Annotated in this window: 24 protein-coding genes; 11 read left to right on the forward strand and 13 right to left on the reverse strand. The window is 32.9% G+C overall.

All coding sequences use genetic code 11. The features are described from left to right. Positions 1-55: 55 nt before the first annotated feature. Both KBW87_RS00095 and KBW87_RS00100 read right to left on the reverse strand, forming a co-directional pair. On the reverse strand, positions 56-826 hold the full coding sequence (locus KBW87_RS00095) for a CPBP family intramembrane glutamic endopeptidase (protein ID WP_057809123.1): 771 nt from the start codon (positions 824-826) through the stop codon (positions 56-58). A 379-nt stretch (positions 827-1,205) separates the two neighbouring features. Continuing rightward, complete coding sequence (locus KBW87_RS00100) at positions 1,206-2,354, reverse strand: hypothetical protein (RefSeq protein WP_057809125.1); 1,149 nt, start codon at positions 2,352-2,354, stop codon at positions 1,206-1,208. 221 nt (positions 2,355-2,575) lie between these two features. Here KBW87_RS00100 and KBW87_RS00105 point away from each other — a divergent pair, with 221 nt between their 5' ends. Further along, entirely contained in the window at positions 2,576-3,415 is an 840-nt protein-coding gene (locus tag KBW87_RS00105; RefSeq protein ID WP_057809126.1) for a hypothetical protein, read from the forward strand. A 407-nt stretch (positions 3,416-3,822) separates the two neighbouring features. Continuing rightward, positions 3,823-4,143 (forward strand): DMT family transporter, encoded by a 321-nt coding sequence (locus KBW87_RS00110; RefSeq protein ID WP_057809128.1) that lies wholly within the window; start codon positions 3,823-3,825, stop codon positions 4,141-4,143. Positions 4,144-4,286: 143 nt separating this feature from the next. Here the strand turns inward: KBW87_RS00110 and KBW87_RS00115 are convergent, their stop codons facing one another. The 4 genes from KBW87_RS00115 to KBW87_RS00135 all read right to left on the reverse strand — a co-directional run bounded on the left by KBW87_RS00115 (position 4,287) and on the right by KBW87_RS00135 (position 8,246). Continuing rightward, a complete protein-coding gene (locus KBW87_RS00115; RefSeq protein WP_057809130.1) occupies positions 4,287-4,937 on the reverse strand; it encodes a DUF4097 family beta strand repeat-containing protein in 651 nt (216 codons plus the stop codon). Positions 4,938-5,437: 500 nt separating this feature from the next. Beyond that, positions 5,438-6,241 (reverse strand): helix-turn-helix domain-containing protein, encoded by an 804-nt coding sequence (locus tag KBW87_RS00125; protein WP_057809132.1) that lies wholly within the window; start codon positions 6,239-6,241, stop codon positions 5,438-5,440. Between the two features lie 115 nt (positions 6,242-6,356). Then, on the reverse strand, positions 6,357-7,046 hold the full coding sequence (locus KBW87_RS00130) for a hypothetical protein (RefSeq protein ID WP_255807095.1): 690 nt from the start codon (positions 7,044-7,046) through the stop codon (positions 6,357-6,359). Positions 7,047-7,421: 375 nt separating this feature from the next. Beyond that, complete coding sequence (locus tag KBW87_RS00135) at positions 7,422-8,246, reverse strand: AAC(3) family N-acetyltransferase (RefSeq protein WP_057809134.1); 825 nt, start codon at positions 8,244-8,246, stop codon at positions 7,422-7,424. A 177-nt stretch (positions 8,247-8,423) separates the two neighbouring features. On the opposite strand from KBW87_RS00135, the gene KBW87_RS00140 reads away from it, so the two are divergent. The 7 genes from KBW87_RS00140 (at position 8,424) to KBW87_RS00170 (ending at position 13,979) form a co-directional block, all read left to right on the forward strand. Further along, positions 8,424-9,269 carry a helix-turn-helix domain-containing protein gene (locus KBW87_RS00140; protein WP_057809136.1) on the forward strand — a complete coding sequence of 282 codons (846 nt, stop codon included), beginning with the start codon at positions 8,424-8,426 and terminating at the stop codon, positions 9,267-9,269. A gap of 64 nt (positions 9,270-9,333) precedes the next feature. After that, the gene (locus tag KBW87_RS00145) at positions 9,334-10,134 is read left to right on the forward strand and encodes a helix-turn-helix domain-containing protein (protein ID WP_057809138.1); all 801 of its coding nucleotides are present in this window, start codon (positions 9,334-9,336) and stop codon (positions 10,132-10,134) included. Positions 10,135-10,200: 66 nt separating this feature from the next. Continuing rightward, on the forward strand, positions 10,201-11,034 hold the full coding sequence (locus KBW87_RS00150; protein WP_057809140.1) for a helix-turn-helix domain-containing protein: 834 nt from the start codon (positions 10,201-10,203) through the stop codon (positions 11,032-11,034). An 83-nt stretch (positions 11,035-11,117) separates the two neighbouring features. After that, the gene (locus tag KBW87_RS00155) at positions 11,118-11,879 is read left to right on the forward strand and encodes an ABC transporter ATP-binding protein (RefSeq protein WP_057809142.1); all 762 of its coding nucleotides are present in this window, start codon (positions 11,118-11,120) and stop codon (positions 11,877-11,879) included. A gap of 3 nt (positions 11,880-11,882) precedes the next feature. Next, positions 11,883-12,617, forward strand: a complete 735-nt coding sequence (locus KBW87_RS00160) for a hypothetical protein (RefSeq protein WP_057809144.1) — start codon at positions 11,883-11,885, stop codon at positions 12,615-12,617. Further along, the gene (locus tag KBW87_RS00165; RefSeq protein WP_057809146.1) at positions 12,617-13,333 is read left to right on the forward strand and encodes a hypothetical protein; all 717 of its coding nucleotides are present in this window, start codon (positions 12,617-12,619) and stop codon (positions 13,331-13,333) included. The genes KBW87_RS00160 and KBW87_RS00165 overlap by 1 nt, the downstream gene beginning before the upstream one ends. A 166-nt stretch (positions 13,334-13,499) precedes the next feature. Beyond that, entirely contained in the window at positions 13,500-13,979 is a 480-nt protein-coding gene (locus tag KBW87_RS00170; RefSeq protein WP_057809148.1) for a hypothetical protein, read from the forward strand. Positions 13,980-14,005: 26 nt separating this feature from the next. Here KBW87_RS00170 and KBW87_RS00175 read toward each other — a convergent pair whose 3' ends face one another. Next, the gene (locus KBW87_RS00175) at positions 14,006-15,331 is read right to left on the reverse strand and encodes an APC family permease (RefSeq protein ID WP_057809150.1); all 1,326 of its coding nucleotides are present in this window, start codon (positions 15,329-15,331) and stop codon (positions 14,006-14,008) included. Positions 15,332-15,645: 314 nt separating this feature from the next. Here KBW87_RS00175 and KBW87_RS00180 point away from each other — a divergent pair, with 314 nt between their 5' ends. Beyond that, positions 15,646-16,692 carry an AI-2E family transporter gene (locus tag KBW87_RS00180; RefSeq protein ID WP_057809152.1) on the forward strand — a complete coding sequence of 349 codons (1,047 nt, stop codon included), beginning with the start codon at positions 15,646-15,648 and terminating at the stop codon, positions 16,690-16,692. Next, entirely contained in the window at positions 16,667-17,257 is a 591-nt protein-coding gene (locus KBW87_RS00185; protein ID WP_057809154.1) for an SGNH/GDSL hydrolase family protein, read from the forward strand. Before KBW87_RS00180 ends, KBW87_RS00185 begins: the two co-directional genes overlap by 26 nt. 12 nt (positions 17,258-17,269) lie before the next feature. Here the strand turns inward: KBW87_RS00185 and KBW87_RS00190 are convergent, their stop codons facing one another. The 6 genes from KBW87_RS00190 to trpX form a co-directional block, all read right to left on the reverse strand. Beyond that, entirely contained in the window at positions 17,270-17,452 is a 183-nt protein-coding gene (locus KBW87_RS00190) for a hypothetical protein (RefSeq protein ID WP_057809156.1), read from the reverse strand. 122 nt (positions 17,453-17,574) lie between these two features. Next, complete coding sequence (locus tag KBW87_RS00195; protein WP_242368064.1) at positions 17,575-17,919, reverse strand: hypothetical protein; 345 nt, start codon at positions 17,917-17,919, stop codon at positions 17,575-17,577. 285 nt (positions 17,920-18,204) lie between these two features. Further along, complete coding sequence (locus KBW87_RS00200; protein ID WP_057809634.1) at positions 18,205-18,555, reverse strand: SLAP domain-containing protein; 351 nt, start codon at positions 18,553-18,555, stop codon at positions 18,205-18,207. A 116-nt stretch (positions 18,556-18,671) separates the two neighbouring features. Then, positions 18,672-19,433, reverse strand: a complete 762-nt coding sequence (locus tag KBW87_RS00205; protein WP_057809631.1) for an ABC transporter ATP-binding protein — start codon at positions 19,431-19,433, stop codon at positions 18,672-18,674. Next, entirely contained in the window at positions 19,430-20,329 is a 900-nt protein-coding gene (locus KBW87_RS00210; RefSeq protein ID WP_004039820.1) for an ABC transporter permease, read from the reverse strand. Before KBW87_RS00210 ends, KBW87_RS00205 begins: the two co-directional genes overlap by 4 nt. Further along, on the reverse strand, positions 20,326-21,318 hold the full coding sequence (gene trpX, locus KBW87_RS00215) for a tryptophan ABC transporter substrate-binding protein (protein WP_057809629.1): 993 nt from the start codon (positions 21,316-21,318) through the stop codon (positions 20,326-20,328). The genes KBW87_RS00210 and trpX overlap by 4 nt, the downstream gene beginning before the upstream one ends. Positions 21,319-21,613: the final 295 nt, after the last annotated feature.

Below are 21,613 nucleotides of genomic sequence, written 5' to 3' on the forward strand. Positions count from 1 at the left end.
AAGCGTCTTTTTTAATAGTTAATATTTCATGTTAAATATATTATTTCGTAATCCATTAATATTCTTTTATTAAATCACGATTATAAAAACAAATTGCCAATACAGAAATAATTATAACTGGAATATAGTCTAATAGAAGAGGTCCCCATGGTTGCACACTAACAGACTGATTTACATCTGCTTGTAAATCCATTAAAAAGTGAAGTAATATACATGGCCACATTCTGTTGGAAAAAATATGAACAAAACATAGCATATTACCAAATGCAAAAGCATAAAATATCTGTTGTAAAGTTGGCATAAAAGTTTGATGTGTCAAATTTGCCAAATGTATTAGTCCAAAAATAACTGATGAACTCAAGCTTGCCCATATCAAAACCCACTTTGTATTATCAAAGCATTTAATAAATAAATTAAAAAGTAAATTACGACATAAAAGTTCTTCAACAATTCCTGCACTAAGGGCAATTAAAATAACTAACAATTTATTTGATAAATCAAGAGTAAACACTGCTCCCCAATTGGATATTCCAACAACAGCATAAAATATAATCAAACCAATGAAAAATATTATTGTCATAATTATGTCTTTTCCTTGTTTAGGACGCTGGTTGAATATATGAGTTGTCTTACTAAAGAAAACCGCACATAGCCCTAATAAAAAACAAAAAAGAAAATAAGGAATGACAGTATTTAAATTAAACTTTTTAAAAAGAACTTGAGTATAAGTAAGATACAAAAAGGCAATAATAATTGAACCACATACCATTCCAATAATAGTAGCATTAGTTTTTTCAATTGCTAAATTATCCTTAATATTTCTCATTGGTTACCTCCTATATAACTACTAATCTATTGTCATTATACGTCTTATTCTTTTTACAATAAAGAAACTTTTGGAAACATTACTTTTCTCCATCATCAATAATCCAATAAGTTTAGTATGGTTATTAATATTTAGTGATTCAATGAGTAGTACGACAATACTAGAATAAAAAAGATACTACATCTGTTAATGTATTTTGAAGAGTTACTGACTCTATAAGATTTTAGGATATATGTAAGGACAAAATAATTGAAAGAATATGAATGAATTCAATAAACGTTAAAACAAAAATAAAGTATTTATATACTATAAATATTTTATTGCGATTAGATAGAAGTTAGTTTTTATGATTTGGTGTAATAGTTTAAGCTTGCTTAAGCTAATGTAATCCAGCATTAAGAGCTGCATCGATAATTAATTCATCTGCATTATTATTTTTTAAATATTTAAGTAGAAATTCCGAAAAGACATGTCTAGTATTTGCAGCTTGTAATAACAAAACATTTTCATCTGTTAATTTTAATTCTAATTTCGTTAAAGTATATTTTTCAAAAGAATAAATGGAATTTTTTATTTTATCTTTAAGTTCTGAATCAGATAGATGTATAATTTTATCCTTTGAGAAATTTTTATGTAATTTTTCTTTTTCTTTTTCAGAATCGAAATTAAATGTAAATTCTTTTTTTAACTCATTAGATTTATTAATAAATTCAGTATAAATATTTTCATTTTTTAAATGAGAAATGTTTAGTACCTTTGGATTAATACAGGCCCAATTATTTATGAAAGCAAGTATATTTTTATATCTATTGATTTCTAATTTTTTAACATTATTTTGACCTTTAAGTTCTTGTTCGATTTTCAGGCTAAAATTGTCAATTAAATGGTCAGTATTCTTCAAAAGCTCATCTCTAAAATTGATTTGTTCAAAATTTTGAAGAATATATTTTGGTGAATCTGGTTGGCAATATAACACTTTAGTTGGATATTCACGTCTTTCAATTTCATGTTTTAAGGCGAATAAATACGGCTCTGTCATGATGTACTTTGTATTGCCGTTGCCTGGTAATCCATAAACATCTTCATAGATATCTCTGAATTGAAGCTTTCTTTCATCATCAAGTTGTTCATCGAAGGCTGACAAAACTATACTTTTTTCGAACTTCGGAAATAAATCATCGTATTTTGGAAACACATGTAACTTTTCTTTGTATTCCTTTTCCTCTCCATTAGGGAGATCTAAAAAATAAGTTTTTTCTTTTTCAAAACCATAAATATTTTGTTTAGCCCACTCATCATCAGTAATATGATTATGATTCCTATCATTTATTTGGAAATAAGTACCTATAATATCTGACCTTATAATTTTTTGTAACTGTCTTCTTTGCGTAGAAAGATAGTTACCTTTTTTATTATTATCAGGTTTCCAATGTTTTCTTATTTGTGACTCTGCCTCTTCATAGGTAAACCAATTATTTGCTTTAATTATATCTTCTATCTTTTTTCTTTCTTCTTGAGTGATTGCCATTATAATTACCTCAAAAATTTTTCTAACAAAGACCATTTAAACAAGAGATCTGTTTAATTTGATAAGCTATAAGAGAATTAAGTTTGAAGCAGTTTTTAATTCATTGTATTCAAAAAATTGCTAGCTTTCAAAGAAAGGACTTTCCAAAATGAAAGCAAGAAAAAAATTGGGCTACTCGGAAGAAGTAGTTTATAATCTAAAGATACAAAGGAGATAAAATTATGGTAGAAATAGCTTTTAGCGAAGAATTAAACAAAGAAATTGAAGCTAAAGAAGCAAATAAATTATCGAGAAAAGGTAGTTTAAAATCTAAGTATACTTTTCACTGTTTAGATCCAGATTGTGCTATACCATTAACTTGCACAAATTGGGGTAAAGTAGGAAAAAGATATTATTTTGCCCCCTCAAGTAATTCAGTGTTACATATTGATGGGTGTAATCAGATTTCTTCTACTGAATTGAAATCACAAAATAAAAATGACTTTACAACTTCTAAAAATATAGTGAATAATGGTGGATTGATAATAATTGATAGATATTCAAATCGACCTAAAACACAAGTTGCAACAAATAGACAGCCAGTAAAAAGTAAGAATAATACAAATCACCAGAATAATGGTAATAATACAAAAGGAACAAAGACACAAAATTCGCACCGAAGTTCCATGTATTCCTTAATTCAATTGTGGAGAGATAATGCTATACCTAATAATGTTGGTTTCCTTAGAATAGATGGTCAACGGATTACATTGAATGATTTATTTGTTAATGTAGGTAATTTAAATCAAATAGCAGATCAGTTACCACATATTTTTTATGGTGAAGCGACAGTGAGTTATAGTCGTAAGAAGCCAGTTGGTTTTTATTTCCCTGCTTTTACTGATGCAAAATTATATTCTAATTATGATCAATTGATAAAACGTGCTGCAACTTCAAGAATTAAAGAATATATTAATTCAGGTAATATGACAACTGTATTTTTTAGAGGATACTATGATCAAAATTTGAAAAAATTCAAATCATTTAATGATAAATTTTATCAAGATATTTATATTGAATAATTAAGGTTTGTGTTTAAATCTTGTTTGGAGAATAAGATTTTAAGCATTATGTCTTGCCATAATTGTGTTTTAGCATTTGAAAAAAGCTAGAGTTTTTTATATTCGATAAATATTATTTCATATTTACATTATTCTACAGCATGCTTTAGCCTAATTAAAACCTACCTTCAGTTATGTGTAATGAGGGTAAAGAATGATGGCTTTATATTCCCAACAATGCGTCTTGAAAAGGTTGAAAGCATTGGATGCAGAATTGACTTAGCTAAGAAGGCTAAGAAGGACTAATATCAAGCTTCTATAGATCAAAATCATAAGATCCCGCCGGGGATGCCAAGTAATAATTACTTTCATTAGGCCTTTGAAGAAAGTAATTGTTACTTGGCTTTTTTATTTTAGGAGGAAAAGCGATGTCATGGATTTATTTAATAGTTGCTGGCATTTTCGAAGTTGTATGGGCAACTATGATGAAAATGAGTGAAGGATTTTCGATTTTAGGCTATTCAATAGCTACCATAATTGGAATGATTCTTTCCTTTGGCGGTTTAATTCTAGCAACTAAAGACTTACAGTTGAGTATTGCATATCCAGTCTGGACAGGAATTGGGGCGGTGGGTTCAATTATTGTTGGAGTAGTCCTATTTCACGATCATTTTTCACCTGTCACTTGGATCTTTATTGTACTATTGGTTATTAGTATCATTGGCATAAAATTAACTGCATCCCATTAGTTTAAAAAAGGGAAAAATAAAAAGATAACTTGGTAATTTAACACAATAAAAAAGATACGCGTTTGTACGTATCTTTTCATTACTCATCTTTCTGAGACTGATTAAGTAAGAATTCCTCTAAATTAATTTAGAAAGGAATAGGATTAATTTACACTTATATCCCCGTTATCCGAATATACATGTAATATTGATTTACTAGAGACATTTTTCTTAAAGCTATCATTATAGTCATTACCATTAAAGCTTACATCTCCATTATCAGCAGTAAGATTATATCCCTTTGCATTACTATTATTAATATTTACATCTCCATCTCCAGTATTTACACTTAATTTCTTCTTTAAATAAAGATTATCTAAACTAATATCTCCATTATCAGTTTTAAGACTACCACTGTGTATCATTAAAGTTGAGCTATTAATATCCCCATTAGTAGTGTAAATCTTAGCAGATTGAAGGTAAGTTTTTGGCATTTCAATAGTCAGCACTGGGTTTTTATGCGAAAATTTTACTGTATTTTTAGTTTTAATGGTGAGGGTGTTCTTATCTTGCTTCACGTTGGGCATTAATTTTTGGTATCCGTTATAAATTACACGATAACTTTTGCCTTCTTTGAATGTAATATCGTTATCAATACTATTTATGTTTAAACGAGTAAATTTCTTTTCTTCATATGTTTTAGAAACAGGCTTACCTACAGTGGTTGTGTTTGGTGCTGAACCATTGTAGGATATATGGCATCCCGTTAATCCTAACAAACTAGCTAAGATGATTATTAACTTTAATGATTTCATTTTTATTTTTTCCTCTCCACTTTTTCGCTAATTGATATTTTAGCATAAGATAACGAACGTAAAATTCAATATATAAAAACCCCTATAAAAAGCAAACAAAAACTACCAAGCAACAGAATAAGAGAACAAAAGAACAAAAGAGTAGCCATGTGGCTACTCCTTTGTTAGTCTATTGCATTACCAAATTGGTGGTCTTTCTTATCGAACCATTCTCGGGCAAAATCAATCAAAGCTGTACTGTTGATTACTTTTATAATGCCATGATCTAGCTTTAAGGTCGAGAATTTCCCGGGAAATTTCTTTTCAAAAGCCTAACCTAACTCGTTGAAATCATCATAGGAATTTAAATCAACATTAAAACAAGCCTTATTTCGCCGTCAAAGTCTGAATAAACGTCAAGCTACTCATTCACAGATTGAAAGAAGTGTTTAATGCATTGTTAGAATTATCATAAATATGCAGAAAAGATGATCTAAGGATCATCTTTTTTGTAACTAGTTTTAATTTGGTAAATTTTCACTTATATTTTCATATCCAGATATTCTTAAAACCTGTTTTATATTTTGAGAAATATTAGTTCGATCAGTATATACTGCCATGAAATATGCATATAATTCTTTTAATATACCTAATTCTGGAAAATTAGACATAGTTTTTAACCAGTCTAATATTTTTATAGTTGGATTATCTAACTGTTTTTGAGCTTTTCTCAGGGTATAAAGATAATTAATTCCAACTGTAGCCAATCTACGTTGTTTTTCTATTGTATGAGTGTTTAAATTGGGATACTTCTTTACCAATTTTAATAATAGAGGTTTCATACTCATTAAATTATCAATTCTTATTGAATTACCCAGTATAATTATTGCCTCATCATTCTGTGTCCAATCTTTATATCTAAAAAAATAATTCATAACTTCTTCGGTAATTGCATAATTATAATTTTGCTTTAAAGCATCTAAAATTAATATTGCTCTATCTTTTAATTCATGTGTTGTACTTTTATCATGAAAAATTTCTTTCTTTATTTTTTGGGCCTCATCTAAATTTTTATTATAAAAGGCTAAATTTAGCTTTTCAGAATAATTAAGTCGATTATTTTCATTAAAATATCTTGTAAAGAAATAACTAATTGAAACATTTCTACATTTTAAGATTTTAAATATATCATCAATAAAGATTCTATTTTGTTCTTTTTCCATTTTAGAATAATGTGTTACGGTAATATCTGTTCCCTTAATCATTTGTTTTTGCGTTAAATCTAGGTCTTTTCTTAACGCCTTTAATGCTTCATTAATTTTCATTGAATTACCTCAATTGCTATGTAGATTTTTTATAATCAATTATAAAAAAAAAGTGATGAACCGTTCTATTAAAACAATTTATCGCTTTCTATCTATATATGTGAATTAGTATGTTTTATCCGTTCAGCTTCCAGGATCCACCAACACTCCATGCCAATATATTGCCTATGTCATTTTCAGTGCTGCTATCTTTTTTCATTTGATTCAATGATGCCAAAATGAACTTACGCTGATTTCCTTTTAACTTTTTAGCTGCCTTTACTGCTAAGTTAAAATCATGCTTGTTTTTAACCTCTCGATTATGCAATCCTTCATAATTTCTTTTATGTATTCTTTTTAATGGTGTAACGACTGCTTTAAGAGCCTTTCTATTGATGGCGTAATATCGCAATTCGCCATCTGTAGTCCAAGCATTGTATTTATGATTCTTAGATGTAATTAAATATTGTGGTGTACCGCCATTTGCGTTCTTAAATGTCATAGTTTTAACAATTTTAAATCTGACATTTTTAATTTTTTTAGGATTGGCAACTTTTGAACCCTTGAAAAATTGATTATTTAGCATTTTTTTATAGCTGTCTTTACCCACAAAGACAGGCTGTTCAGGCGAATTAACATTTACGATATAGCCCCATTTACTAAGTTCAGGAGAATTTTTAATTACATATTGTTTATCATTCTTTTGAATCTGGGTAGTATTTACCGATTTAGTTGCAGCATTAATAGTAACTGGATTTAAGGCAAGTAAAGCTGCTATTGAAGTTGTAGCAAGTGTAGCTATAAGAGTTTTTTTAGATTTCATCATTTTATTTATCTCTTTTCAATTTCCTCTAAAATTATTCACTTTGTACCATTTATACATTGTCCTAAAAAATATATTTAGAACAATAAAAAGTATTATTCAGGTAAAACAAGATAATTTACGATAATCCTATTTGTCATCCTTTCCTCATTACAAATTCTAGTTACATTCTACATCCAAAAAATAATAAAAAAAGCAAATCTCCTCTGAAGGGATTTTGCTTTACCAAAAAATTAATTTCTTTTCTTAAGTCAAAAGGTAACGCTTTGTCAGCTAAATGTATATATTTCATAAATTATTATTTGATCAAATTAATAATGACTTACCATCTATTTATTCAATAAAAAATAAAAGAGTAGCCATGTGGCTACTCCTTTTTTAGTCTATTGCATTACCAAATTGCTGGTCTTTCTTGTCGAACCATTCTCGGGCAAAATCAATTAAAGCGGTACTGTTAATAACTTTGATAATGCCATGGCCTAACTTTAAGGTCGAGAATTTCCCGGGAAATTTCTTTTCAAAAGCTTCGCCTAACTCGTTGAAATCATCATAGGAATCTAAATCAACATTTTGGTAATTCGTCCAAATTGTTTTTCCATTTTGATCGATACTCGTTGCAGCAGAATAAGTTTCACGCTTACGATGAATCATCGATTCGGCGTAATGGAGCATTGTGCACGTTTCATAATCCGTTCCTAAGAAAATGATCTTTCCATGGTGTTCATAGAGATAGTCTAGTGGGCTATCAATTCCGTAAGGCATATCTAATGGCTGCTTACTAGCAATCTTGGCTGCGTTTTTACCCCAGATAGTAATTGGCAAATAGGGATGAGAACTACGAACCACATCTGGAAGATTTCTAAAGTATTCTGGCGTTATGCCTAAGCCAGAAGTCGGAGAAGTTTGCGGATCATAGGGTGGCATAGTATCGCGAATAACTTGAATGAGATCTTTTTGAACTGGAGGATATTCCCAAGTTGCAGGATCACAATTCATTGAAATTTGAGATGGCATCATAAGGGTGCCTCTGGACAATGTTTCCTCAAGTGACTTTACGATTGCTTCGGGCCCACCGACTAAATATTGAAATTTGCTCATGGCACTGTGAACCATGCAGACGTCGGTAGATTGAAGGTCGAGTTTCTTAAAAGCGATCTTTAAGTCGTCTTTTGTAACAACAGTATCGATTAATTTTTCAGACATAATGTGCTTCCTTTTCTAAAAATCTATTGGCTTGGTCTGAAAAATCTTACTCTTGCTTTGACTTCACGTTTATTAATTATAGTTTGCTTATGGCTCATTTTTTCTCCTTCAATAATTGAAATATTAAGTCCATTATAATTGATAAGTGTAATTTGAACAGAGTGAGGGAAAATCAAGATGAAAAAAGACAAAATAATTGGCCAGCAATTAAAGAAAGTCAGAAAGCAGTTGGGATTGACGCAAGCCGATATTACTAAAGATGGCTCAATCATCTCCGTAGGACAATATTCCAAAATCGAAAATGGTATACATCAAATTGATGCGAATGTGCTCTTCGAGATTTTAGAGAAGAATGATGAAATAGATACCATGCGATTTTTACAAGAAGTTAAACATCAATATAGACTGCAGAGTGACAGAAAAATTAATGCAGAAGAATTATCTCAAAAACTGACGATGCACTTTTATAATAACGATTTAAATGGTGCTAAAGCAGTTCAAAAATCGATTAATAAGCTTAAAAAGAATAGGGAGTTGAAGTTGCGCGCAATTATCACTGTGGCAGTTTTAAATAATACTATTCTGGAAATAGACGAAGATGTCAAAAAGGATATTTCACAAAATGCTTTCTCAACTTCTGATTGGACTAAAAAACGGGATTCTTTGCGATTATTTAGTAACGCAATGCAAATTATTGATAAAGATGTAGCACCGGTACTAATGGCGCAGATTTTGAAGACTTATGATGATATTTCTTCGAGGGATGTACAAATTCAAGAGAGAATTTCATCTATTTGCCTTAATTTTTTATATACCAGTTTCAAAAATCAAACGACTAAAAATGTACCTGAAACCATCGAATTATTGAGGCATCTGTCTGACACGCCCTCATTAATGTTCAACAAAATTTTAGGTTACTATTTTGAGAGTTTATTTAAGGGAGAAGAAATGGAAGTCTCAAAAATAGAAAATCTATTAAGAGATAGTAATTGCCAAAACTTTCTACATAAATTGCTCTCTTAAATTTGCGTTATCGCAAATTGAATTGAATGAAGCTAGAATTTAGATATGATTTTGAGAGGTAAACATGACAATAGGTGAAGCATTAAAAGAAGAACGTGAAAATTTAGGATTATCAAGATATAAGTTTTCTAAAGGGGTAGTGGATCGAAAATTTTATGGAAAAGTTGAAGAAAACAATGGCGTATTAAGTTCAGAAAAGTTAATTCAACTTCTTCAAAAGAATAATATAGACTTTGCTCAATTTTTCGAAAAAGTGAAATCAAATGAAAATCTAGAGGCTGAAAGACTAGACAAAGCTATGAGAGTAGCCTTTGAAAAGAAAGACGTTAATGAGTGTAAACAGGTTTGCCAAAGTATTATGAAATTAAAGGGCCAAAGAATACTGAAGTTACGGGCAATTGTAGCAATTGCGTACTTGGATAAAAAATTAGATGATCTCGATGAAAATATAAGAAAAGAAATAGTGGAAGAAATTTATAAGAGTAATAATATTACGCAGAATGTATCTATAATTCGGCTTTTTGCAAATACAATGCCAATTTTATCAAATGAACAATTGAATATTTTAGTATCAGAATTTTTGAGGAAAGCTAAAAAATCTAAACCGAAATCAGAGATTGAAGGAAGAAGAATTGCAGTATTACTAAATAATTATTTAGTGAGTTGCTATGAAAGAAAAATAAATATAGACCTTGTAGATGATTCAATGGAATATTTAATGCAGATGAAAGATGTACATTTATTAGTTTATAAGGAAGTTGGAAAATTTTATTTTGAATTAATCAAAGGAAATAGAAATGAAGCAAAGAAAATCAGGCACAACTTAGTTGATTGGGGCTATCAAAAGTTAGCAGATACATTGTAAATATAAAAAAGTGTAGTCTATTGACCCCAAATTAAAGATTTAGAAAAAGCTTGATGGTATAAAAGTATGGAAAAAGATAAAATAATTGGCCAGCAATTGAAGAAAATCAGAAAGCAATTGGGATTGACGCAAGAAGAAATGATAGGTGGTGTGATTCATAAAAGTCATTACTCTAAAATTGAAAGAGGACTAGAGGGAATTTCTGCCGATAGCCTTTTTAGAATTTTGTTTATTCATAATGTTGATGTGGATCAGTTTTTTGAAAAAGTTAGGAAAAATTATCGTTCTTCAGAGGATGTTAATGTCGAAGAGCTAGAAAATTCAATGAGACAGGCTTTTAATAATTCTGATACAGAAAAGGCTAAAGAGTGTTTAGCCCAAATTTTGAAGTTAGATGGACATACAATCTTAAAATATCGCTCTATTATTTCGGTTGCAATGTTTGAGAATAAGTTAGATGAGCTAACTATAGAATTTAAAGAAAAAGTTTTGGCAGAATTTACTGATCATAGTAATTGGGTTGAAAATGTTGACTCCCTAAAACTTTTTGCTAATTGCTTACAAGTATTTACTACAGAGCAATTGGATGTATTTATGCGGCAGTTGCTCAAGCACTATAGTAAGTCAAAGATTGAGTCGGAGAAGATGGTAGAACGAGTAGGAATTATTTGTAATAACTATTTATATTATTGCTATTTCTTTCACGTTGCCGGGAATAATATCAATTCGGCTTTGGAGTACCTAAATAAATTGGACAATCGAAATCACTTTCTTATGTATAAGATTTGTTACAAGTTTTATGATGCGTTGTTTAAAGGGAGGAAGGAACAAGCGAAAGAAATTAAGAACTTTTTAGTCTTCTGTGGATTTAAAGATAGGGTGGCAGGTTGGAAAATTTAGTTTAGTGTGACACAACTTTTTGAATAACTGTATAAAAATTTGAAATAATTAAAGAATAACTTAGATAGAAAGTAAAAACTAACATGATAGACTACTTAACAATCAAAAATTTGAGAAAAGTGTATAACGATAATGGCAAGGAATTCATTGCTTTAGATGATGTTTCCTTTGACATTAAAGAAGGTGAAATTGTGGCTCTCCTTGGACCAAATGGAGCAGGCAAAACGACTATCGTTTCTATAATTGGTGGCTATTTATTGCCGACGTCAGGTCAAGTCATCATTAATGGCGAAGACGTTATAAAAACTCGATCTCGTGATAATATTGGCGTTTCTTTTGGTGGAGATCTCGGATTTTATGGGAGAGCAACGGCCAAGCAGAATATGTCTTTTTTCGCAGATTTAGCTAAGATTCCGCATCGTAAACAAAAAGCTGAGATTGAGCGTGTGCTTGATATTGTTAATTTGAAAGACGATATGAATAAGAAGGTGCAATTTTTCTCAAAAGGGATGAAACAGCGGATGCACATTGCGCGGGCACTTCTGGGCAATCCGCAATTATTGCTTCTTGATGAGCCTACTGATGGCTTGGATGTCGAGATTGCTACCAATATTAGAAATGTAGTAAAGAACTTGGCGCAATCAGGCATCAGTATTCTGCTAACGAGTCATATGATGTCGGAAGTTGAAGCTCTGTCTGATCAAATTGTTTTACTTGGTGCTGGTAAAATTCATGCTAAGGGAACTGTTGAAGATATTGTGGAAATGTCTAAAGTGAAGCGCATTGATCGACCTGCTACCTTAGAAGAATCTTACTTGGCTTTGGCACCACAATTACGGAGATAATGGATGAGATTTTTACGATTATTTTGGTTTCAATTCAAACTTTACATTTCAAATCAGTACTTCTTTTGGCTGACAATCACTAGCACGGTCAGTATTTTCATTCTGCAATATACGATTGCTTACGCTAATCACGGCTTAAACGATCCCATGGTTTGGATTAGAAGTGCTGTGTTTGGTTTATGGTCATCATGCACAACGGCTGCTGGAAGTATTGGATATCAAAGATTTCAAGGAACGCTTCCTTATATCGTTAACACGCGTTATGACGAACGCGGATCGCTAATTGCACTTCTTTTACCGGCGTCAAGTTATGGCTTGATCTCTTTCCCGTTAGCTTGGCTTTTGGCCAAAATCTTCTCCGTTTCTACTGGGAAAATTGATTTAAAGTTTATCTTAATGGTGATCTTGTTGTGGATTGGCGCTACAACGATTGACATCTTGATTGCGGCTTTCTTTACTTTGACACCGAACGCCTTGGTCTATGAAGCTTTGATTGATGTACCAATTTTACTTTTAACAGGTCTTTTTGGAAACAAAGCCCTGACCTTACCTTTAATGAATGTATCACAGTACTTTTTACCAATGACGATGCCCGTAAAGGTTTTGCTTTATTCAAGTGCAGCCATCAATATTGGCGCTTATATTTGTAGTTTAGCAATTTGGATCGTGTTGATTCTAGTCATGGTTAGAAGAATCAATGATTTAGCTAGAAAGAAAGGAACGTTGAGAATAATATAATGGCAACGCAATTTTCTTCACTTTCATTTTTGTCGAATTGGCGGACAAGATTCGTTTATTTCTTGCTTCTTCCAATTATCAATATTTTGCTGCTAGTGTTGATTGATCTTCAATATAGCAACAGCTTCAATTGGTATGTGGCAGCAGCTTCAGTGGTGATTGACAGTGCGGCTTTGTCGCTGCAAGCCATGTCACAGCTTTTAATTACCGATGCGAATTTGAAAATTGATATCGAGGTAATTTCCAAGCGTCCGTACAGTTTTTATTATTGGAAAACCAAGGCTCTGACTTCTTTGATTGCAGGAATTGTTTTAGGTGTGATTAACTTAGTTTTGCTCTGGCCTCTAGGATTATCATTGACTATCTTATTGAAGAGCTTAGTTATTTTGCCGCTGGCTTGTATTTTTGGGACAATTTTAGGCTTTACGAGTTGGAGCTTATCTTGGCAGATGAGCAATCCCTACTTTTTTGCGAATTTGTTCATCTCAATTATCACAATTGTTTCTGGAGTTTTAGTGCTTGTTTCTCAATATCCTAAGTGGCTGATGATTATCAGTTATGGCTTTCCATTTTATGAAGTGGTCAATTTCATTAAGCTTAATCATACTAGCTTGTGGATGAGCTGCTTGAATGCGCTAGTGTGGCTTTTGATTGGGATTGTATCATATATAGTACAGATTAAACCCGTTTTGAACAATAAAATACATCAATATTAAGCGATCAAAGGATCGTTTTTTGTTTTGGAAAAAATTAATGAAAGACAAATCATTCTTTTGAATTTTCAATTAACTAAAAATTTTTCATCAATAAATTGAAATGGCTAGTGTTTATTTTTGAGGAGGGATGCTTTAATGGAATGGATTCTAAATTGGGAGAAAAACGATGCGAACAGAATTAAAGAAAATTGGCCGCAAAGAACGGCATACTTATCAAGCTTTATACGGAGGAGTGGGGTTTAAAAGAAACTACGGTGATCACTTTTTACCAACGTTACTGCTAAAAGATGTGAAATTTCAAGAAACTGTTGTGGCAGACCATCTTTGGGTGAACTATACTCGAGGCTTTAGTAAAATAGGTAAGTTGAGGGATGGGGACGTCATTATCTTTGATGGGCGCGTGACTAGTTACACGAAAGGTTACTATACTCAAGCCCAGCAAAAAGAATATGGACTTGAACGTCCCACTAAAATTCACTTGCTTGAAGATCGTGAGACGGAACCCATTCCCGATGCAATTACGGATAAGAATCCATTAGTGGGATACATTATGAAGACAAATAAAGAGTTTTATTTAGCCAATAATAGACCTTACGACAGTTGGTACGTGACCCAATATGAAAAATGGCTCAAAAAGCATATTTAAAAAAGCCGCCAATAAAGACGACTTTCTTATTTCATTCGTTTTTGGTCCATTCGTTTGACTGCGTAAAAAATTGGCAACCCCACAATTACAAGTCCGATGAAGAATAATACCCCAGCTGGATCGTTGAATAATTCGCTGATTAAAACGAATATTCCCCCGGCAATAGCGATAAATGGAACAAGTGGATAAAGTGGTGTGCTGAATGGTCGAGTGGAGTGCTTCTTTCTTAAAATAAAGATTCCGAAAAATGCCATTAAGTAGAAGCAATAAACTGTAAATACACAGAGATCTGATAATTTATCTGGATCAAAGAAAACCATCATAATTGCTGACAAAATAATCAAGAACAGCGTTGCAATAATAGGTGATTTTCCCTTAGGCGTTACATAGGATAAGAATTTAGAAAATGGTAAATCTCCACGCTTAGCCATTGCATAAGTAATCCGAGGGAAAGTAATCATTTTTCCATTTAAAGTTCCCATCATTGAAATGATGATTCCAATTGAAAGAAGCTTTCCTCCGAGATTACCAAAGGCTTTCACGGCTAGATAAGAAGTTGCGTTTTCACCAAGACGATGGATTTCCGCAGCTGGTAAAAATCTAAAAATCCCAATTGTGATTAAAGTGTAGATAAGTAAAACAGAGCTGATTCCTAAGATAATTGCTTTTGGAAGAAGCTTTTGAGGATTCTTCATTTCCCCACCTAGATTGGCAATCAAGATCCAACCATCATATCCAAAAAGCGTTGCTAAAACGGCAACTCCAAAGCCGCCACCGCTGCGGCTAATTTCACCTACTGTTTGATTAAGGGCATCTTCATGACCCCAAAAAATACCAAAAATAATGATTGCGGCGATCGGGATCATTTTTGCGATTGTGGTAATTACGGAAAAGGCTGCGCCAACTTTATTTTCGAAGAAATTCATCGCCCCAATAGCGATCACAGTAATTAAAGCTAGAGGAATGCGCCATTCAGTTCCTAAACCAAACAAATTAGCCATCATAATACTCATAAATCCGGCTACAGAAGCAATAATAGCTGGTCCATAAGCGATAATTTGCATCCATCCCGCTAAAAATCCGCAGATTCTACCATACAAATTTTCAATATAAACGTAGAGCCCACCAGTGTATGGCATTTGGGCCCCGATTTCAGCGATAGTTAATCCGGCTGCCAAGGTAATAATTCCTCCAAATATCCAGGCTAAGATTGCCATGGTAGAGGAGCCTGCACTGTCTAAAATTGAAGCTTGTTTAAAAAAGATCCCTGATCCAATAATTGTTCCAACTACGATAGAAATTGCTGACCAAAAGCCCAGTGATCGCTTAAGTTCATTTTGATTTTGTTCCATATTTCCCTCCAAACAAAAAACCGAACTCACAGATTGCTTATCTTAAGGCAAAGAGTGAATTCGGTTTTACTAATTCTATGCACACCAAAATCACTCAAGTTCAGAAGAACTTGAGGAGGAATAAGATGAAGTTAAAGTAGTGTACATAAGTAACATAACAAGATTCCTCGCTAAAAAAAGTATTTTTATTAGAATATCATGAACGAATTAAAGACGCAAGAAATATACTAAGGAAAGTAAGGTGAAAGTTTTAATTTTTCTTGTTTAGCTTTAAAATTAATGACAAGAATTATTTCCTGGGAATGAGGTATTTTATGCAAACAGCATGGCAAAAATTTAAGAAAAACGTGCCGTTTCGTCGTTTTGTCGTTCTATTATTAATTATTTTGGTGCTTTATGAAATGCGCGCGATGATGAATACAGTCCTGTTGACGTTTATATTTACGTACATTGTGGTTCATCTAATTCGCTTGGTACAAAAAAAGTTACCTAAAGTGCCTTCGACAGTAATTGTCGTCGTCACGTATTTATTGATCCTTTTGGGCTTATATTTTGTAATAACCGTCTATCTTCCAATGCTGGCAACACAAATTAGCAAGATGGTGAAATCTGTTTATGAGTTTTATAAAAGTGATCAAATGTCAGGAGTCACAAAGTATGTGACCCATTATGTGAATAAATCTGAGCTCGTTGCTCAAGCTAAAAATGGAATGAGTATCATGGTTCATGCCGCTGCCAGTGTAGGTACATTAACTGTTGCAACCTTTATGTCGTTAATTTTAAGTTTCTTCTACACAATTGAGCTAAAGAAAATGAACGAATTTTCCAATTTGTTTGTTCAGAGTGGCTATTTTAAATGGTTATTTGAAGACATTCGCTACTTTGGTAAAAAGTTCATTAATACATTTGGTGTAGTGTTAGAAGCCCAATTCTTTATCGCGATTTGTAATACGGCTTTGACGATGATTTGCTTAGCAGTGATGAAAATGCCTCAAATTTTTGCGTTAGGATTAATGGTCTTTATATTAAGTTTAGTTCCAGTTGCTGGAGTAATTATTTCATTAATTCCATTGAGTATTATTGGTTATTCTGTAGGCGGAATTCGTTATGTGATTTATATTTTCATCATTATTATGATTATTCATGCGATTGAAGCCTATGTCTTAAATCCGAAGTTTATGTCCAGTAAAACTGAATTGCCAATTTTCTACACGTTTTTAGTATTGCTTGTTGCAGAGCATTTTTTAGGAACGTGGGGATTAATTGTCGGGGTTCCAATTTTTACGTTCTTGTTAGATGTAATTGATGTAAAATCCGTAAAAAAGAAGGATAAAAATGAAAGTATTATTGACGGGCGATAGTATCATTGCTCGATGTGAAGGATTTTCAGAACCTCATTTAAATGCAGATTTAAAAAGAAATTGGCCCACTCTGAAAATAATCAATACAGCTGTTTCAGGTATTAATTCAGGAGCATTTTTTGCCCGATTATCGGAATTGGTTTTAACGCAGGATCAATGTGATGCAATTGTGATTTTACTAGGAACAAATGATTTAGCAACACATAAGCAAGTTCCCATTGAACAGTTTAAGAGGAATATGCAATTAATTGCTTCTGCGATTGTTTGTTTATATTGGCCGAAAAAGGTTGTACTAATTTCACCACCTGCTGTTGATGAAGACAAGCAACATGTGCGTAGTAACAAATTAGTTGCGTCTTATGCAAAAAAAGTTGAAGAAGTCAGTGAGGAATATGGATTTCATTACATTAATTTGTTCCATGAAATGATAAAGCGAGGAAATCTTGCAGAGCTTTGCCATGGGCAAAAAGATGATGGCTTGCATTTTGGAGCAACTGGATATGAATTACTTTCAGAGCTAGTTTTAGAAGAATTGAAACAAATAGAAAAAGATTCACAGCTGTGAATCTTTTGTGGATTACTTTATTGCGCTAAATGCTAATCCTCCAACGAGGAAAAGTGCTAACAATGGTAATAGTAGGTGGGTGAAAAATACAAATACAATTCCAGCCACTACTAAAAATGCCATAATTTTGAGAAGGCCAATTCCTAATTTGATAAATAGCCAAATCAAAAGCAGTGTTAATAACATTGAAAGCATAATACATACCTCCGATTTCTATGGAGAAAATTATACACCAAATTAATTAAGAAAAGGTATAAAAATAGACATCCCAAGTTTGGAATGTCTATTTTTTATTGAATCAAAAGTATTTAAAACAATTAGTCCTTTACAACATCTTTAGTATTCAACCACTTGTTTGATGAAATCTTAACGATCTTCTTGCCGTTAACTTTCTTAACATCTTTTGCAGTAAAAGTTGAACCCATCTTGACAGTTTTACTGGTCTTCTTAGCATCCTTGTTGTAAACTGCAACAGTTTGCTTCTTAGTATCTTTGACAGTTACGAAAATCTTTTCGCCCTTCTTAATGGCTGGATCAGTTGGAGCAACTTCGGCAACACCCAACTTTGGAGCATTGAAAGTAGCAGCACTAACAGTTGAACCAACACCTAAAAAACTAACAGCAAGAACTAAACTTGAAACAACTTTAACTAACTTCTTCATTTTAAATACCTTCGATTCTAAAACTCTTCATTTCCTCTTGACAACTATATTATATAACATTCGTTATTAAATGCAAGCATTTTTATAAAGAAATAAAAAGTGTCCTAAAGCCCGATATCATGGGGTTCTAAGACACTTTTGAGGTTAAAAAAGATAACAAATAAATAAAATTTTATCATTATAAATAACAAAATTGAAATTTGATTGGCAAAAAAAGAAGTATTCCTATCGAATACTTCTTTTTTCTTCCTAAGTCCTTATGATGAATGTTTCCCACAGATAGAATTAGTCCTTTACGATGTCTTGAGCATTAAGCCATTGAGACTTATTAATGCGAACGATCTTCTTTCCATCAACCTTCTTAGTGGCCTTAACAGTCCAAGTAGTTCCCATTTTTACAGTTTGAGATGTCTTCTTAGCATCTTTAGTGTAAACGTTGACTGTCTGCTTCTTAGTATCTTGAACAACAACGAAGATTTTTTCACCTTTTTTGATTGCTGGGTTAGTTGGAGCAGTTTCGGCAACACCTAACTTTGGTGCTTGAAAACTTGCAGCTTGCACAGCAGTTGTACTTGTTAAACTCATTGCCATAGCTAATCCAGAAACAATAGTGATAACTTTCTTCATGTTCAACATATTAAAGACCTCGTATTTCTATCTCATTCACCTGACAACTATATTATATAACGTGTGTTATTAAATGCAAGGCAAAAACATGCTTTTTCGGAATTTATTTTTAGATAGAGTGTTTTTTAATCGGTGAAGTATTGAAGTATAGCCTTTTCCGTTAATTTGTTTTTTTCTTCGCCACACACATCCAGAACGATTTTTCCGTTATTTAAAATAACAATTCTATTTCCATATCTTAAGGCGTCTTTTAATTGGTGCGTTATCATTACACAAGTTAAATGATCCTTTTGGACAACTTGGTTGGTTAATTCTAATAATTGATGACTAGTATTAGGATCTAAGGCTGCAGTATGTTCATCAAGTAAGAGTAACTTTGGCTTTTTAATAGTTGCCATTAAAAAACTTAAAGTTTGTCTTTGCCCCCCCGAGAGATTTCCTACAAAAGTATCTAGTCGCTCACTTAACCCATTTGGAAGCTTGGCTGTAATTTTTTTGAATTCAGCTAAGTGTTTATCAAGCCCGCGCATCCGTAAGCCACGATGTTCACCACGCTTGGTAGCTAGGAGCAAGTTTTCTGCTACGGTCATTCTAGGAGCTGTTCCCATTTTAGGATCCTGAAACACTTGGGAGATGTATTTTGCACGTTTAACTTCAGACCAAGCAGTTAAATCCTCCTTATCTAAAATGACGTGACCTTCACTAGGGAAAAGAGACCCGTTAATAATATTGAGCAATGTTGATTTACCGGCCCCATTCGTGCCTAGCAAAGTAACAAAGTCACCGTCCGCAAGTTGGAGATTGATATTTTTAAGAATCTTTTTTTCTTCTTTAGTTCCAGCATTAACGGTTGTTGTAATATTTTTTAAATCTAAAAGTGTACTCATGGCTTTTCAATTCCTCTCTTCCAAATTTTATGAATATGAAACTTCTTTTGGAATAATGGCAGCATTAAGCAAAGTGCCAAAATAATTGCGGAAATTAATTTGAAGTCGTTGGTACTAAAGCCTAATTGAAGAACTAAAAGTAAAACTAAGCGATATAAAATACTGCCGACTACGACTGCCACTAAACGGGCAGAAAGGCTAAGATTTTTACCATAGACAACTTCTCCAATGATAATTGCAGCTAGACCAATAACCATTGTTCCGATTCCCATGTTAACGTCAGCGTAACCACCGTTTTGAGCTAAAAGGCCGCCGCTAAGACCAATTAACCCGTTAGAAACCATTAAACCTAAGATTTTCATATTATCGGTATTGATCCCCAAAGAGCGAGCCATCTTTTCATTATCTCCTGTGGCAATGAAGGCCTGACCTAAATCTGTATTAAGAAATAGGGCAAGTAAGATTACAATACAAATTGCAAAGATTAGTCCCACTACGATCGTAGGGAAGTTTGCTGGTAATTTGGTCAAAAATTTTGCATTTAATAAAGTGGCATGATTGAGAAGGCCAACGTTAGCTTTTCCTAAAATTCGGAGATTAACCGAGTAAACTCCGGTCATTGTCAAAATTCCGGCTAATAAAATAGGAATTTTTCCTTTAGTATATAAAAGGCCAGTTACAAGGCCAGTGCCAAGTCCAGCGATGAATGAAAGCAATGTAGCAATTGCTGGATCCACTCCTCTTACAAGAGCTGCAACACAAACCGCTGCTCCAAAGGGGAAAGTTCCTTCAACAGTCATATCAGGAAAGTTTAAAATTCTAAAGGATAAATAAAGCCCTAGGGCTAAAATTCCCCATAATAATCCTTGGCCGATAGTAGAAGTAACTAAACTCATTTAATAATCCTTCCTTTCTTTTGAGCAGCTTTAATTACGGAATCTGGAATGGTAATTCCCAAGTTTTGAGCAGTTTTCTCATTAATTACTGTTTCATAATTTGTAACTCTTCTTACTGGCATATCTTCTGTTTTTTTACCTTTTAAAACTTGGGCTGCCATCTTTCCCGTAAGGATTCCCATGTCGAATTGGCTGACGGATCTGGTAGCTAGTCCTCCAGCCTTAATCATGGTATCTGCAGCTGGGAACACAGGGATTTTTTCCGCATTTGTTGCTTTTAAAAGAGTGGCAATTCCTGAAGCAACCGTATTATCAGTTGGAACATATACAGCTTCTACTTTATTAACCATGGTTTGAGCAACCTGTTCAATGTCGTTGGTAGAAGTAACTGTGTAAGGGCGGATAGTAATATGATGTTTTTCAGCCAAATTCTTAAATTCGCGGTATTCAGCAGCTGAAGAATCATCACTGGACGTGTAAATTACCCCAATTGTTTTGATTTTGGGCATAATAGTTCGGATGAGATCTAATTGAACCCCAACGGGTTGTTTATCTTGAACTCCGGTAACTTTTCCACCAGGATGACTCATACTTTTAACTAAACTAGTTCCAATTGGGTCGCTAACGGCTCCCATAATTACAGGGGTATTGCCACTTTCATTTGCTAAAGATTGCACCGCTGGGGTGGCAATGCCGATGGTCACAGCCGCATTTTGATTTTGAAAATGGTCACTCATTGATTTGAGATTACTTTGATCACCCTGGGCATTTTGAAAATCAATCTTGATATTTTTATGATTGATATAACCTTCTTCTTTTAGACCCTGAATAATTCCTTTATGAATTTGGTCTAAAGCTGGATGACTCATTGTCTGCAAAATTCCGACAGTAGGTGTGGGATTTAATCGACTTGTGGGATGCAGTTCTACAATAAAAGCTACGATTAAAAAGGTGAATATCGCAACAATGGTAGTAATTAATCGCTTCATTTTTCCTCCTAAATAAACAAAAAGAGCATTTCCCGAAATTGCAGGAAATGCTCAAAACAAAACCCGCACGTAGATTTTTTATCGTGCGGGTAATTTTATTTAAAGATTTACCAGCACAGATGCAAAACGTTTGGATTGCATCTGTACCAAAACGGCAGAAAACAATCCTAGTGCTGGAATTGCCAACGATTAATTGCTTCAAACTTAACTGCCATGATAAATCTTCCTTTCGTTTTTTGTTAATTAGAATTGTAGTTTCAAAATTAGAGAAAGTCAATAAAAAGTTAAAAGAAAG

The organism is Lactobacillus intestinalis (assembly GCF_024397795.1).
Classification (GTDB): domain Bacteria; phylum Bacillota; class Bacilli; order Lactobacillales; family Lactobacillaceae; genus Lactobacillus; species Lactobacillus intestinalis.